The 13,846-nt window shown below is 73.0% G+C and carries 15 protein-coding genes; 12 read left to right on the forward strand and 3 right to left on the reverse strand.

Translation table 11 applies throughout. The annotated features are described in order from the left end of the window. Positions 1 to 114: 114 nt before the first annotated feature. Positions 115 to 975, forward strand: coding sequence for a DUF4231 domain-containing protein (locus ACZ7CF_RS30285; protein WP_360392750.1), 861 nt, complete (start codon positions 115 to 117; stop codon positions 973 to 975). Continuing rightward, complete coding sequence (locus ACZ7CF_RS30290) at positions 945 to 2,264, forward strand: tetratricopeptide repeat protein (RefSeq protein ID WP_470371171.1); 1,320 nt, start codon at positions 945 to 947, stop codon at positions 2,262 to 2,264. The genes ACZ7CF_RS30285 and ACZ7CF_RS30290 overlap by 31 nt, the downstream gene beginning before the upstream one ends. Here the strand turns inward: ACZ7CF_RS30290 and ACZ7CF_RS30295 are convergent. Then, on the reverse strand, positions 2,261 to 2,650 hold the full coding sequence (locus ACZ7CF_RS30295) for a hypothetical protein (RefSeq protein WP_470371172.1): 390 nt from the start codon (positions 2,648 to 2,650) through the stop codon (positions 2,261 to 2,263). The genes ACZ7CF_RS30290 and ACZ7CF_RS30295 overlap by 4 nt on opposite strands. A gap of 29 nt (positions 2,651 to 2,679) precedes the next feature. Between ACZ7CF_RS30295 and ACZ7CF_RS30300 the strand changes: the two genes are divergently transcribed. The 10 genes from ACZ7CF_RS30300 to ACZ7CF_RS30345 all read left to right on the forward strand — a co-directional run bounded on the left by ACZ7CF_RS30300 (position 2,680) and on the right by ACZ7CF_RS30345 (position 12,191). Next, positions 2,680 to 3,225 (forward strand): helix-turn-helix domain-containing protein, encoded by a 546-nt coding sequence (locus ACZ7CF_RS30300; RefSeq protein WP_360392744.1) that lies wholly within the window; start codon positions 2,680 to 2,682, stop codon positions 3,223 to 3,225. A 29-nt stretch (positions 3,226 to 3,254) separates the two neighbouring features. Next, positions 3,255 to 4,334 (forward strand): NAD(P)/FAD-dependent oxidoreductase, encoded by a 1,080-nt coding sequence (locus ACZ7CF_RS30305; RefSeq protein ID WP_470371173.1) that lies wholly within the window; start codon positions 3,255 to 3,257, stop codon positions 4,332 to 4,334. Then, complete coding sequence (locus ACZ7CF_RS30310; RefSeq protein WP_458431381.1) at positions 4,331 to 4,513, forward strand: 2Fe-2S iron-sulfur cluster-binding protein; 183 nt, start codon at positions 4,331 to 4,333, stop codon at positions 4,511 to 4,513. The genes ACZ7CF_RS30305 and ACZ7CF_RS30310 overlap by 4 nt, the downstream gene beginning before the upstream one ends. Beyond that, positions 4,510 to 5,706, forward strand: a complete 1,197-nt coding sequence (locus tag ACZ7CF_RS30315) for an FAD-dependent oxidoreductase (RefSeq protein ID WP_470371174.1) — start codon at positions 4,510 to 4,512, stop codon at positions 5,704 to 5,706. The genes ACZ7CF_RS30310 and ACZ7CF_RS30315 overlap by 4 nt, the downstream gene beginning before the upstream one ends. Then, complete coding sequence (locus ACZ7CF_RS30320; RefSeq protein ID WP_458431379.1) at positions 5,703 to 6,596, forward strand: dihydrodipicolinate synthase family protein; 894 nt, start codon at positions 5,703 to 5,705, stop codon at positions 6,594 to 6,596. Before ACZ7CF_RS30315 ends, ACZ7CF_RS30320 begins: the two co-directional genes overlap by 4 nt. Next, the gene (locus ACZ7CF_RS30325) at positions 6,593 to 7,585 is read left to right on the forward strand and encodes a proline racemase family protein (RefSeq protein ID WP_470371175.1); all 993 of its coding nucleotides are present in this window, start codon (positions 6,593 to 6,595) and stop codon (positions 7,583 to 7,585) included. The genes ACZ7CF_RS30320 and ACZ7CF_RS30325 overlap by 4 nt, the downstream gene beginning before the upstream one ends. Before the next feature lie 35 nt (positions 7,586 to 7,620). After that, entirely contained in the window at positions 7,621 to 8,472 is an 852-nt protein-coding gene (locus ACZ7CF_RS30330; RefSeq protein ID WP_360392726.1) for a hypothetical protein, read from the forward strand. Positions 8,473 to 8,593: 121 nt separating this feature from the next. After that, positions 8,594 to 10,978, forward strand: a complete 2,385-nt coding sequence (locus ACZ7CF_RS30335) for an ABC transporter permease (protein WP_470371176.1) — start codon at positions 8,594 to 8,596, stop codon at positions 10,976 to 10,978. Beyond that, positions 10,975 to 11,574, forward strand: coding sequence for an ABC transporter ATP-binding protein (locus ACZ7CF_RS30340; RefSeq protein WP_470371177.1), 600 nt, complete (start codon positions 10,975 to 10,977; stop codon positions 11,572 to 11,574). The genes ACZ7CF_RS30335 and ACZ7CF_RS30340 overlap by 4 nt, the downstream gene beginning before the upstream one ends. Before the next feature lie 14 nt (positions 11,575 to 11,588). After that, positions 11,589 to 12,191: an ATP-binding cassette domain-containing protein gene (locus ACZ7CF_RS30345; RefSeq protein WP_470371287.1), complete on the forward strand. Its 603-nt coding sequence runs from the start codon at positions 11,589 to 11,591 to the stop codon at positions 12,189 to 12,191. Here ACZ7CF_RS30345 and ACZ7CF_RS30350 read toward each other — a convergent pair. Both ACZ7CF_RS30350 and ACZ7CF_RS30355 read right to left on the reverse strand, forming a co-directional pair. Then, positions 12,160 to 12,780 (reverse strand): DJ-1/PfpI family protein, encoded by a 621-nt coding sequence (locus ACZ7CF_RS30350; protein ID WP_360392718.1) that lies wholly within the window; start codon positions 12,778 to 12,780, stop codon positions 12,160 to 12,162. The genes ACZ7CF_RS30345 and ACZ7CF_RS30350 overlap by 32 nt on opposite strands. Beyond that, on the reverse strand, positions 12,780 to 13,718 hold the full coding sequence (locus ACZ7CF_RS30355) for a GlxA family transcriptional regulator (protein WP_458431372.1): 939 nt from the start codon (positions 13,716 to 13,718) through the stop codon (positions 12,780 to 12,782). The genes ACZ7CF_RS30350 and ACZ7CF_RS30355 overlap by 1 nt, the downstream gene beginning before the upstream one ends. Between the last annotated feature and the right edge of the window lie 128 nt (positions 13,719 to 13,846).

The following is a 13,846-nucleotide window of genomic DNA, read 5'->3' on the forward strand; positions in this document are numbered from 1 at the left end:
TCGGCTGTCCGGGTGAACACCCCGGTTCGTCCGCGGTACCTCCTCCGCGCTGGAGCGGGACGTGATACGACAACGTTCGGAGGCAGACGATCAGCGTTGGCGGAGAGGGACCACATGACCGACGCGGACTTGCCCGGCTTTTTCCACGACGCGGACGAGGCGTCCCGCCAAGGGCAGCGGAAGACGTTGCTGCTCAGCCGCGTGCGGCTGGTGAGCGCCGTGGTCGCCGCGATCGGCGGCGCGTTCAAGTGGAAGATCGGCGGCACCTACGACCTGTGGGCGTTCGTAGCCCTGGCCGGTTTCTTCGTCGCGCTGTTCACGGAGATCCTGCTGTGGGCGCAGCACCCCGAGCAGAAGTGGAACGCCGGCCGCGCCGTCGCCGAGCAGATCAAGTCGCTGGTGTGGCGCTACGCCGTGGGCGCCGACCCGTTCACCGGAGCCGGCGCCAAGCAGCTGCTGCAGCTCAGGATCGCCGAGGTCGTGGCCGAACACGGCAAGAAGCTCCGCCTGGCCAGCACGAACCCCTCCGGCGCCGAGCGCCGCGAGGAACTGCGCCGCAAGCCCTTCGCCGACCGCCGCACCGCCTACCGCGAGGGCCGGGTGAAGGACCAGCTGGAGTGGTACCAAGCCCGCGCCGCGACCAACGAGTTCCGCGCGAACCTGTGGCGCATGCTGCTGATCGCCGGTGAGTTCGTCGCGATCCTGTTCGCCGGCGCCCGCGTCATGGGCGCCTGGGACGTCGACATGTCCGGCGTCATGGCGGCGGCGGTCGCCGGCGGCGCGGCGTGGCTGGGGCTCAAGCAGCACGAGAACCTGTCCCTCGGCTACTCCGCGGCCGCGAGCGACCTGGCGCTGATCTACGAACGGCTCGCCGACGTGGAGGAGGCCGACTGGCCCGCCGCGGTGGCGGAGGCCGAGGGGGCGATCAGCAAGGAGCACAGCGCGTGGCTGGCGTCGCGGCCGAGCACGACGTGACGGAACGGCTGAGGATCTTCGTCGCCTCTCCCGGCCGGATCCTCGACGGTCCGGGGAAGTGGACCGATCTCGACGCGATCAAGGCACACCTGTACCGCCCTGTCGGCGCCGCCGTCGGCGAGCGGCTCGGGTGCGAGGTCGACGTGCTGGTGGAACGGGACCGGCAGGCCGCGGGACCGATCCATCACACGATGTTCGCCGAGGCGGTCAGCGCGACGATCTACATCGCCGACCTGACCGACGCGAACCCCAACGTGTACCTCGAGCTCGGGGCGCGGTGGGCGCTGCGGGACAACGTGACCATCCCGGTGTGCCAGAACCCCGAGCGGGACCTGATGTTCAACGTGGCGGCTACGCGCGCGGTGCTCTACAGCAGCGACCCGGCCGAGCTGGAGCGTGCGCGGACCACCATCACCAACATGATCGTCAACGGTCTGGACCTGGGCCACGTCGACAGCATGGTGCGGCACGGAGCCGACCAGATCACCGTGTCCAGAGCGGAGTACGACCAGCTCACCGCCGAGGTGAGCAAGCTGCGGCGGGAACGCACCGGCGAGCTGCGCAGCGCCGCCCTGCTCGCCTCCGGCCACGACCGGATCGACCTGCTCCGGCGTGCTGTCGAGATCAACCCCGCCGACGCGGACGCTCACGGCGAGCTCGGCAGGGCCTATCGCGCGGCAGGAGATCCCCGCCGCGCCGTCGGTTCCCTCACCACCGCCGTGCAGCGCCGGCCGAGCTCCGCTCTCTGGACCCGTGAGCTGGGCCTCGCGCTCGCGGCGGCGGGTGATCTGGACGGAGCCGTCGCCTCGTTGCACGCCGCCACCGCGCTCGACGAGTCGGACGCCGAGTCCCGCCGAGCGCTCGGTGACGTCTGCTGGCAACGAGCCAGGGTCCGGCACGACCGGGCGGCGTTGACGGAGGCGCGCGACGCCTACCGGGCGGCGGGGAGGATCACCGCGGACGACACGGGCTCGCTCCTGAACGAGGCGCGCCTCGACGTGCTGCTGGCGGAGCACGTCGAGGCGCGGGCCAAGGCCCTGGCCGGCTTCCGCGACCTGTGCGGCTACCTGAAGTACCTGGCCGCAAGAAGACGTGACCAGACGGTGCGGCTGCACCACGCGGAAGCACTGGCGTTCTGCGGGAACCGCAACGCGGCGGTCAAGACCGCACGCGGCGCACTCGGCCCGATGCCGCCGATGTGGAACGAACTGCTCGCAGTCAGCTGGCTGCCGGACGACGTGACGGAGGCGTTGCGCGGGCTCGTGCGGGAGAGCGAGCAGGCCGGTTAGGCGCCCAGCGCCGCCACCACCCGCTCCACCACCGCCTTCTCGGCCACCGCCACCGCCCCGTCGGCCCCGGCCACCGACCGGCACATCTCCGCCACCGCCGCGCGGAAGATCGGCACGTCGCGCGGCTCGTGCGCGGCGATGATGTCCACGGCGGAGCGCAGCGCGGTCAGGACGCCCTCCTCCACGTCGGCCGACGAGCCGCGGGGCAGGGACGGTGGGGCCGCGGCGATCACTTCGCGCAGGTCGTCGGAGAGCAGGGTCATGGCGCGGATGCCGGCGTGGCTCTCCTCGTCCACGGCGCCGGGGTCCGCGGTGGAGACCAGGACCATGGCACCGAAGACGGCGGTGCGGAGCGTCTGGCCCTCCGCCTCCGTGTAGGCAGTCATGCGGTCAGCCTATGCAACGATCTCGCGGTATGAGTGCGGGTCGGGTGCTCGGCGCCAACATCAGGGCGTTTCGCGAGCAGCGCGGGTTGTCGTTGTCGGAGCTCGCGCGGCGGTCGTCGATCGCGAAGGGCACGCTGTCGCAGCTGGAGAGCGGGTCGGGGAACCCGACCATCGAGACAGTGTTCAGTTTGTCGAACGCTTTGAACGTGCCGGTGTCGGAGCTGCTGTCGGAGCGGACGGCGCCGGAGGTCATCCTGGTGCGGGCCAGGGACGTGGAGCAGCTCAGCAGCAACGCGGTCGACCTGCGGCTGATGCGCCGGATGGACGTCGCGGACACCGTCATCGAGATCTACGACCAGCGTGTGCGGCCGGGCGCGACGCAGACCAGCGAAGGTCATCCCGGCAAGGAGCACGTGCTGGTCACCGGCGGGACGCTGCGGGTGGGGCCGACGGACTCGCCGTTCGAGCTCGGGCCCGGCGACTACGTGTGCTTCCCCGGCTCGGTGCCGCACCTGTACGAGACCGTCGGCGGTGAGGTCAGCTCGGTACTGGTGCTGGAGTACCCGAAGCACTAACGTTCATTCTATTGAACGGAGGTGGAGTGATGCACCCGGACGTCGTGGTGGTGGGAGCGGGGATCGTCGGGGCCGCGTGCGCGCAGGCGCTGACGGCGCGCGGGCTCGACGTCCTGGTCGTCGACCGCCACGGGCCGGCGGCGGGCACCAGCGCGGCCGGCGAGGGGAACGTGCTGGTCAGCGACAAGGGACCGGGACCGGAGCTGGAGCTCGCCCGAGCCAGCCGGGAGCTGTGGCCGGAGCTGGCGCAGGACGCGGAGTGGGAGGAGAAGGGCGGGCTCGTCGTCGCCACGACGGAGCAGGCCGTCGAACCGCTCAGGGCCTTCGCCGCCGGGCAGCGCGCCGCGGGCATCGACGCGTGCGAGCTCACCGCGCAGGAAGCCCTCTCGTGCGAACCGCACCTCAACCCCGGTGTCACCGCCGCGGTCCACTACCTCCAGGACGCCCAGCTCAACCCGGTCAAGGCGACGCGGACCCTGCTGCGCGGCATCCGGGTCCTCCAGGCGGAGACGTCCGCGGTGGACGGCAGGTCCGTCACCACCGACCGGGGCGTCCTGCACTGCGGTGCCGTCGTCAACGCGACCGGGCCGTGGGCGCGCCGGTTCGGCGTGAACGTCCTGCCCCGGCGCGGCGTCGTCCTCGTCACCACGCCGATCCCCGGCACGATCCGGCACAAGGTCTACGACGCGGACTACGTCGGCGCGGTCGCGAGCGGCGAGGCCGACCTGCAGACCTCCGGCGTGGTCGAGTCGACGCAGGCCGGCACGGTCCTGATCGGGTCGAGCCGGCAGCGCAAGGGGTTCGACGACACGATCGAGTCGAAGGTCCTGAAGGCGTTGGCGCAGAGAGCGATCGCGATGTTCCCCATGCTCGCCGGAGTGCCGGTCATGCGCGCGTACGGCGGCTTCCGCCCGTACGCGCCGGACCACCTGCCGATCATCGGCGAGGACCCGCGCACACCGGGCCTGTGGCACGCCACGGGGCACGAGGGCGCCGGTGTCGGGCTCGCCCCGGCAACCGGGCGGCTGCTCGCCGAGCTGCTCACCGGTGCCGCGCCGCACGTCGATCCCCACCCGTTCCGCGTCGACCGGCCGGAGGTGCTGGTGTGAAGGTCACGTTCAACGGCCTCCCCCGCGAGGCCGACCACGTCGCGGAGCTGCTGCCCGGCCGCTTCTTCTGCGGCATCGGCGTCTGCTTCGGCTGCGTCGCCGAGATCAACGGGACCCCGGAGGTCCGCGCCTGCCGGCACCGGCTCGCGGACGGCGACACCATCAGGACCACGTCGTGAGGGTCGTGGTGGTGGGGGCCGGACCGGCCGGCATGGCCGCCGCCAGGACCGCCGCCGACGCGGGCGCGGACGTCGTCATGGTCGACTCCGAACCCGAGGCGGGCGGCCAGTTCCTGCGCGGCAGGACCACGTTCGCGCACCCCGGCGTCACCCACCTCCGCGACACCGAGGCGTGGCTCGTCGAGGACGGCGTCCTGCACCTGCGCGGCCCGCGGCAGCTCCCCTTCGACGCGCTGGTCGTCGCCACCGGCGCCTACGACCGCCCGCTGCCCTTCCCCGGCTGGGACGGGCCCGGCGTGATCACCGCCGGTGCCGCCCAGGCGCTGGCCAAGCAGGGCGTCACCCTCGCCGAACGCGTGGTGGTCGCGGGCACCGGCCCGTTCCTGCTGCCGGTCGCGACCGCGTTGCAGGACCTCGGCGCCACCCTCGTCGGCGTCTACGAGGCGAACTCGCCGCTGGCGTGGGCGAAGGAGGCCAGGGCGGTCGCCGCGAACCGGCACAAGGTCGCCGAGCTCGCGCGGTACCGGAAGGTGTTGCCGCGCCTGGAGACCCGCACCGCCGTCGTCGCCAAGCACGGCGACCGCGTCACCGTCGCGAAGCTCGACAGCGCCTGGCGCCCGGTCGGCCACCGCACCGTGCGGGCAGACCTCGTGTGCATCGGCTACGGCTTCCTGCCGCGCGCCGACCTCGTCCCGCACGCCGCCAGGACCGGCGGGTTCTACGACGTGGACGACCACCAGCGGACCTCGGTGCCCGGCGTGTACGCGGCCGGTGAGGTCACCGGCATCGGCGGCGCCGACCTGTCCGAGGCCGAGGGCGTCGTCGCCGGGGCCGCAGCCACCGGGCGGCAACCACCGGAATCCGCGCTCAGGGCCGTGCGCGACGGCCGCCTGTTCGCCGCGGCACTGGCGCGGGTGCACGCCGTCCGGCCCGGCTGGCGGACCTGGCTCACACCGGAAACCACGGTCTGCCGCTGCGAGAAGGTGACCCGCGCGGCGCTCGACACCGCCGCCGCCACGACCATGCGCGAGCTCAAGCTGACCAGCCGGGTCGCGCTGGGCCGCTGCCAGGGCCGCATCTGCGCCCGCAACGCCGCCGAGCTCACCGGAATCCCGTTCGACGACCAGCGCCGCGTGATCGCGGTCCCGATCCCGCTCGGCGAACTCGCCGCGCTCCCCGAGGAGGACTCATGACCGAACGTCTCGACGGCGTCATCGTCGCCACCGCGTTGCCGTACAAGGAGGACGCCAGTGCTCCCGCCGGGCTGCGGCCCGACCTGGACCGGTTCGCCGAGCACTGCCGCTGGGTGGTCGAGTCCGGCTGCCGCGGCGTCGGCCCGAACGGCTCGCTCGGCGAGTACTCGTCGCTGACCGACGCCGAACGCCGGGAGGTCGCGCAGACCGCCATCGCCGCGGTCAAGGGCAAGGGCATCGCGGTGGTCGGCGTGCACGGCGTCGGCGCGCACCAGGCCCGCCACTGGGCCGAACTGGCCGCCGAGGACGGTGCGGACGGCGTGCTCTGCCTGCCGCCCACGATGTACCGGGCCAACCGCGGCGAGGTCGTGCACCACTTCCGCGAGGTCGCCAAGGCCGGTCTGCCGATCATGGTCTACAACAACCCGATCGACACCAAGGTCGACCTCACCCCGGACCTGATCGCGGAGCTCGGCCAGATCGAGCACGTCGTGGCCGTGAAGGAGTTCTCCGGCGACGTGCGCAGGGTGCTGGAGATCCGGGCCGCCGCACCGCACCTGACCGTCGTGGCCGGTGCCGACGACGTGGTGCTGGAGAGCCTGCTGATGGGCGCCACCGGCTGGTTCGCGGGCTACCCCAACGTGTTCCCGGCCGAGTCGGCCGAGCTGTTCGACCTCGCGCGGGCCGGCAAGCTCGACGAGGCCCGGTCGCTGTACGAACGCCTGGTGCCCGCCTTCCGCTGGGACTCGCGCACCGAGTTCGTGCAGGCCATCAAGTACTGCATGGACCTCGTCGGCCGCTTCGGCGGACCGTGCCGTCCCCCGCGCGGCCCGCTGTCCGACGCGCAGCGCACCCGGATCGAGGCCGACATGGAGCTGGCCACCTCATGAGGTTCGCCCGGTACTTCAGCGCGGTCGACTCGCACACCGAGGGCATGCCCACGCGCGTCATCACCGGCGGCGTCGGCGTCATCCCCGGCGAGACGATGGCCGACAAGCGGCTCAACTTCATCAAGGACCACGACCACGTCCGCAAGCTGCTCGTCAACGAACCGCGCGGGCACGCGGCGATGAGCGGTGCGATCCTCCAGCCGCCCACCCGTCAGGACGCCGACTGGGGCGTGCTCTACATCGAGGTGTCCGGCTGCCTGCCGATGTGCGGCCACGGCACCATCGGCGTGGCCACGGTCCTGGTCGAGACGGGCATGGTCGCGGTGACCGAGCCGGTGACGACGGTCCGGCTGGACACCCCGGCCGGTCTGGTGCTCGCCGACTACGACACCCGCACGAGGCTCGTGACGATCCGCAACGTCCCGGCCTACGCCCACGAGCTCGACGCGGCGGTCACCGTGCCGGGTCTCGGCGAGATCCGCTACGACATGGCCTACGGCGGCAACTTCTACGCCATCCTGCCGCTCGCGGACCTCGGCATCCCGTTCGACCGCGCGGAGAAGGACCGCATCCTCGCCGCCGGACTGTCCATCATGGACGAGATCAACCGCACCAACCGGCCGGTCCACCCGACCGACCCGGCGATCGGCGGCTGCAAGCACGTCCAGTTCACCGCGCCCGGTCACGACGGCGCCCACTCGCGCAACGCGATGGCCATCCACCCCGGCTGGTTCGACCGCTCCCCCTGCGGCACCGGCACCTGCGCCCGGATGGCGCAGCTGCACGCCCGCGGCGAGCTCGCGCTGGGCGCGGAGTTCGTGAACGAGTCGTTCATCGGCACCCGCTTCATCGGAACGCTGCTGGAGGAGGTCGCGCTCGGCGACCGCACCGCCGTGCTGCCGACGGTGGCCGGCCGGGCGTGGATCACCGGGATGGGCCAGTACCTGCTCGACCCGTCAGACCCGTTTCCGGAGGGCTTCTCGCTGTAACCGGTGGGCTCCGCGGAGTCGTTAGGCTCACGGGGGTGAGCACCACGCCCAGTCTCGAGGCACTGCTGCGCATCGGGCCGTTCCACGCGGCGCTGAGAGCCGCGATCCGCCGGCGTGGGCTCACCCTGGAGCGGCTGCGCTCGCGGCTGGCCCAGCAGGACGTCCCGGTCGCGCTGTCGACGCTGAGCGACTGGCAGCAGGGCCGGGTCCGGCCGGTCTCGCCGAAGTCGCTGCGCGCGGTCGCGGTGCTGGAGGAGCTGCTCGACGTCCCGCACCGCTCGCTGCTGGACCTGCTGGAGCAGACCGGTCCGAGCGGCTGGCCGGACGTCGTGCCCGGCATGATGCCCGGCTTCGACGCCAACGACCTGGAGGTCGTCGCCCGGCACGACCGGGTGTTCGTCGACGCCGACCGGCACGCTTCCCGCGCCCTGGTGAAGATGGTCGTCCGCGCGCACACCGACGGCGTGGACCGCTACAACGCGCACTACTACGGCGACGACCTGGTCCGCGTGGCGCACGAACCGCTGCGCAACTGCCGGCTCGGCCAGACCGTGCTGGAGGACCGGACGACCGTCGAGGAGCTGCTGTTCGACCGGCCGCTGCGGCTGGGCGAGACGTGGGTGTTCGAGTACTCGATCCACGACCCGACGCGCGTGGACAGCGTCGAGTACGCGCACGGCGTGCGGTGCTTCCTCGCGCAGAGCCTGATCGAGGTCCACTTCGACCCGGCCGCGCTGCCCGTCGACCCGCACGTCTACCTGCAGGACTGGGAGGAGACCGAGCCGCACCGCACGATCGACCTGTCGCTCGACCACACGCACTCGGTGCACCACTTCGAGTCGAACGTGTCGGTGAACTGGGTCGGCATCCGGTGGAGCTGGGTGTAGGTCCGGCGACGAGAACGGCCAAGGGCTCCCGAAAACGCAGCTCGCCGGTTAGCGTGCGCTGGTGCAATTGCCGTGGAGAGCCGCCCCCCGGGCAGCGCTGTCGAGCCCGCTCACGCTCGTCGTGAGCATCGTGACGACGTTGCTGCTCGGCTTCGTGGTGGCCGCGGCGGTCCTGCACTCCTCGGCGGCCGGCAGCGCGGCGCTCGCCTACCAGCAGGGCCGCGTCTGTCCACAGTCGATGCACCCCTCCCTCGACGGCGACGGGATTCCGCTGGCGCAGGCCGTCCGCACGGCCACGACCAATGGCGGCCTGGGTGCCGTCTACACCAACATCGCGCGGCCGGACTTCACCGGGCTCGCGACCTACGCGCGGTTCGGGTACCGGCCGGGTGCCACCGAGCACCTGCGGGTGCTGCAGGGCGGCGGCACCGGGTTGTGGGTGCCGCAGACGGTCGCGTCCGCCGCGAAGGTGAAGATCGGCGACCGGCTCGTCGGGTCGACGCTCGTGGTCAGCGCGATCTACGCGGACCTCGCGCACCCGGTGGCGGACTGGTGGTGTTCCGAGGCGAAGACCGTCGTGCCGAACCCGCTGGCCGGTGAGGGCGCCAGCACGTCGGTGATCTGGGTGCACCAGGCCGCCGACCTCGCACTGCTGCCGGCGGACTTCTCCAGCGCCACGGTGTCGATCCGGTTCCCGGCCGCGCCGGTGACCACCATCGCCGAGGCGGAAGCCCTGCGCGACAACGGGAACGCGCTGCTGGCGAAGCTCGGCCTCCCGCTGACCAGGACCGACCTCGTCAGCGCCGCGATCACCGCGTCGGCCACCGCGCGGGACAACGTCGGGTCGGCGTTGCTGCCGCTGGTGGTCGTGAGCGTGCTCGTCGGGCTCGCCGGTGTCGGCACGGTGACCGTGCAGTGGGCCCAGCGCAGGCACTCCGAGCTGCGGCTGCTGTGGGTGCGCGGTGCCGGCCCGCTCGCGCTGGGCCTGCGCGGGGTGCTGGAGCTGGGGCTGCCGCTGGTGCTCGGCGGTGTGCTGGGACTGGTGGCCGCGCGGGTGCTGCTGCCCCTCTACGGGCCGGGCACGGCGCCGGCGCCCGGAACGCTGTGGACCGCGCTCGGCGCGGTGCTCGCCGTGGTGGTGCTGAGCCTCGCGGTGACCGTGCTGACCGCCTGCTGGAGGACGCACCGGACGTTCCAGGGACGGCCCCGGCGGTGGCGGCTCGCCGTGCTGCCGTGGGAGCTCGCGGTCGGCGGGCTCGCGGTGCTCGCGTGGCTGCGGCTCGCGGAGAACGGGCTGGGCACCCGGCCCGGGGCCGGTGAGCTGCCGCGCATCGACGCGGCGGCGCTGACGTTCCCACTGCTGGTGGTGCTCGCGGCGGCGTTGCTCGCCACGCGGGTGCTGCGCTGGACGCTGACCTGGTCGCACCGCGTGCAGTTCTGGCGGGTGCCGGCCGCGCAGCTGGCGGTGCGCCGGCTCGCCGCGGCCGCCGGACCGGTCACCGGCGTGGTGCTCGTGGGGGTGCTGGCGGTCGGCACGATCGCGGTCGGCAGCTCGGTCGCCGGTGCCCAGCGGTCGGCGCTGGACTCGAAGTCCGCCGTGCACGTGGGCGCCAACAGCACGGCGCAGGTGTCGCAGGACCTCGCCACCGGCAAGGTGGCGCTGCCGGAGTCGTTGCGCGGCACCACAACGCTCGTCGGCGTGAGCTCCGGCGCGCTCGTCGTGGACCCGGCGACGTTCACCGACGCGGCCATCGTCGGCGACCCGGACCGGGTGCGGGCGGTGCTGGCGGGCCTGGGCAAGACCGGCGCGGTCGCCTCCGCGGTGCGGATCGGGCGGGCGGCGAACCAGGAGATGCAGGTCCCCGGCCTGCCGCTGCTGAAGCCGTCCGAGTCGCTGCCGTCGTTCCCGAAGCTCGGCACCCGCGGGTACGTCATCACGCGGTCCGCGGTGCCCGCGCCCGAACAGGTCGGGTCGTGGCACCTGTGGTCGTCGCTGCCGGTGAGCGCGCTGACCGCGGAGCTGCAGAAGGCGGGCATCCACTACACGAACGTCGCCGACCGCGCGAAGGTGCTCGACGGGCTGCCGTTCCTGACCGTGCAGTGGACGTTCGGGTTCGTGGCGGCGATCGGCGTGGTGCTCGCGGTGGTGGCGGCGGTGGCGCTGCTGCTGGCGATCGAGGTGCGGCGGCGGCAGAACGCCGTGTCGGGCGCGCTGTCCACGCGGATGGGGATGAAGCCCGCACTGCTGTGGTCGAGCCACCTGCTGGAGGTGGGCGCGATCGCGGTGGCGGCGGTGGCGGTCGGTGCGGTGGCGTCGTTCGTGAGCGCGGGGGCCGCGGTGCCGCGGCTGGACCCGGCGCCGTGGCTGAACCCGGCACCGGTGCTGCCGGACCTGGTGCCGTTGCTGGGGCTGATGGTGGTGTGCGGTGCGGCGGTGGTCGCGGCGGCGGCGTGGCTCGCGTTGCGCGGCGTGCGCACCGCGCGGATGGGAGAGCTGCTCAGGTGATTCGCGCTTGTGGCGTCGGGGTGTCCTACGGCGGGGTGCGGGCGGTGGCGGACATGTCGCTGCGCACCGCGCCCGGCCTGACCGTGCTGTCGGGGCCGTCCGGGTCGGGCAAGTCGACGTTGCTGCGGGTGCTGTCGCTGGTCGAACGGCCGTCCGCCGGCGAGGTCTTCGTGCACGACCGGCCGACCTCGCAGCTGTCGTGGCGCGAGCTGCGGTCCTTGCGGCGCAAGGAGATCGCGGTCGTGTTCCAGAACCCGGCCGACAACCTCATCGGGCACCTCACGGTCGGCGACAACCTGCGGGCGGCGGGCGCGACGGACCTGTCGCTGCTGGAACGGCTCGGGCTGGGCGGCTCGGGGACGTGGCGAATCGGGGCGTTGTCGGGCGGGCAGCAGCAACGGCTCGCGTTCGGCTGCGCGCTGGCGCGCGGTGCCTCGGTCGTGGTGGCGGACGAGCCGACCTCGCAGCTCGACGCGCGGTCGGCGGACCTGGTGCTGGAGACGCTGACGTCGTTGCCGGTGCCCGTACTCGTGGCCTCGCACGACCCGCGGCTGGTCGAGCTGGCCGACCTCTGCGTGCCGCTGGTGGCGTCGTGATCAGCGCGACGGGGATGCGGCGGTCGTTCGGCGGCGTCGAGGTGCTGCGCGGGGTCGACCTGTCCGTGGCACCGGGCGAGCTGGTGACGCTGAGCGGGCCGTCGGGGTCGGGCAAGACGGCGCTGCTGTCCGTCCTGTGCGGCTTCGACTTCCCCGACTCCGGCACCGTCACGCCGGGGCCGGCGGCGTGGTCGGCGTGCGCGGTGCTGCCGCAGTCGCTGGGACTCGCGACCGAGCTGACGCTGGAGGAGAACGTCGCGCTGCCACTGCGGTTGCGCGGGCTGCCGGTCGGCCCGGTGGCGGACGTGCTCGCCGAGCTGGGGATCGCGGACCTGGCCCGGCGGTACCCGGCGCAGGTGTCGTTCGGGCAGCAGCAACGGGCGGCGCTGGCGCGTGCGGTGGTCGCGAAGCCGTCGGCGTTGCTGGCGGACGAACCGACCGCGCACCTGGACGCCGTCAGCGCCGACGCCACGATCGGGCTGCTGCGCCGGGTCGCCGACGACGGCGCCGCGGTGCTGATCGCCACGCACCACGACGCCGTGCACGCCGCCGCCGACCGGGTGTTGGAGCTGGCCGGCGGCCGGATCAGCTCGGGCTCGCGGCGAACAGCGCCCTGAGGTTCTGCTCGATCTCCGCCGGGATCTGCGCGTAGGCGTGCGGCGGCTGCGGGTCGTACTCGATGCCGACCTGCACGGTCTGCGCGACCGCCGTGCCGAACTCACGTTCCACCAGCTGCAACGCCATGTCGATGCCGGCCGACACGCCCGCACCGGTCACGACCTTGCCGTCGAACACGACCCGGTCGGTGCACGCCTGCACCCCGCGCGCGGTCAGGTCGTCGCGGGCGGCCCAGTGCGTGGTGGCCCTCGTGACCACCCCGGCCTCGGCGAGCAGCGTCGAGCCCGTGCACACCGACGTCGTCCACTTCGTCGTCGAGTGCACCTCCCGCAGCCACGCCACCAGCTCGGCGGACTCGCGCAGCACCTCCCTCCAGCGGCCCGACCCCGGCACCACGACCACGTCCGCCGACTTGAGCGTGTCGAACGTGTCGGTGGGCACCATGGTCAGGCCGTTGTCGGAGCGCACCGGGTCGAGCGTCCGCGCGACGAAGCGCGGTGTCACCACCGGCACGCAGCCGAGCACCTCGAACGGCCCGACCAGGTCGAGCGCGGTCAGGTTCGGGTAGAGCACGTACGCGACGTCCATCAGGCGACCCCCGTCGTCCGGAAGCGGGCGCGGTAGCTGCCCGGCGACACGCCGAGCACGCGCAGGAAGGCCCGGCGCAACGTCTCGGCCGAGCCGAAACCGCTCTGCCGCGCCACCAGGTCCAGCCCGTCACCGGTGCTGGCCAGGCGGTCGGCCGCGGCCTCGACGCGGGCCCGTTCGACGTACTGCGCGGGTGAGATGCCGACGCTGCGCGAGAAGACGCGGGCGAAGTGGCGGACGCTCATCATCGCCCTGCGCGCCATGACGGGCACGGTCCACTCACGCGTCGGGTCGGCGTGGATCGCGTCCAGCAACGCCCTCAGCGCGTCGTCGGACACCGGTGGCGTGCGGGTGTGCACGCTGAACTGCGACTGGCCACCGCTGCGCTGCAGGAAGACCACCAGGTACTGCGCGATCCGGCGGGCCAGCGCCGGGCCGTGGTCCTGCTCGACCATCGCGAGCGACAGGTCGATGCCCGCCGTCACACCGGCCGAAGTGGACACCTGACCGTCGCACACGAAGATCGCGTCCGGTTCCACGTCGACCCCGCGCGCCGCGAGCTCGCCCGTGAACGCCCAGTGCGTCGTCGCCTTCTTCCCGTGCAGCAGCCCGGCCCCCGCCAGGACCACCGCACCGGTGCAGACGCCCGCGATCCGCCGCGACTTCAGCGCGAGCCGCCGCAGGTGCGTCGTGAGCACCGGGTCGGTCGCGGCCTCGTCGTACCCCCAGCCGCCCACGACGAGCAGCGTGTCGATGGGCCGGTCGAGCGTGCGCAGGTCCGCACCTGCCCCGATCCGCACCCCCGCGGTGGCGGTGAACGGTTCTCCCCCGAGCGTGGCCACGGTGACGCGGTAGCGCTGACCCCCGTGGTTCGCCGCCTGGAACACCTCTATCGGCCCCGCCAGGTCCAGCAGCGCCGTGCGGTCGTAACCGACCACGACTACTTCCCTCAAGTTCCCCACAACTCCACTTTCCTCATCACCCGCGGTGGCGGCAACGCCATTCCGCCCTCTCATTCGGCCACCGCTCAGGTGCACGCGGGGAGCTTCCGTACTCCCCTGGCGCA

The organism is Lentzea sp. NPDC036955, assembly GCF_055608005.1.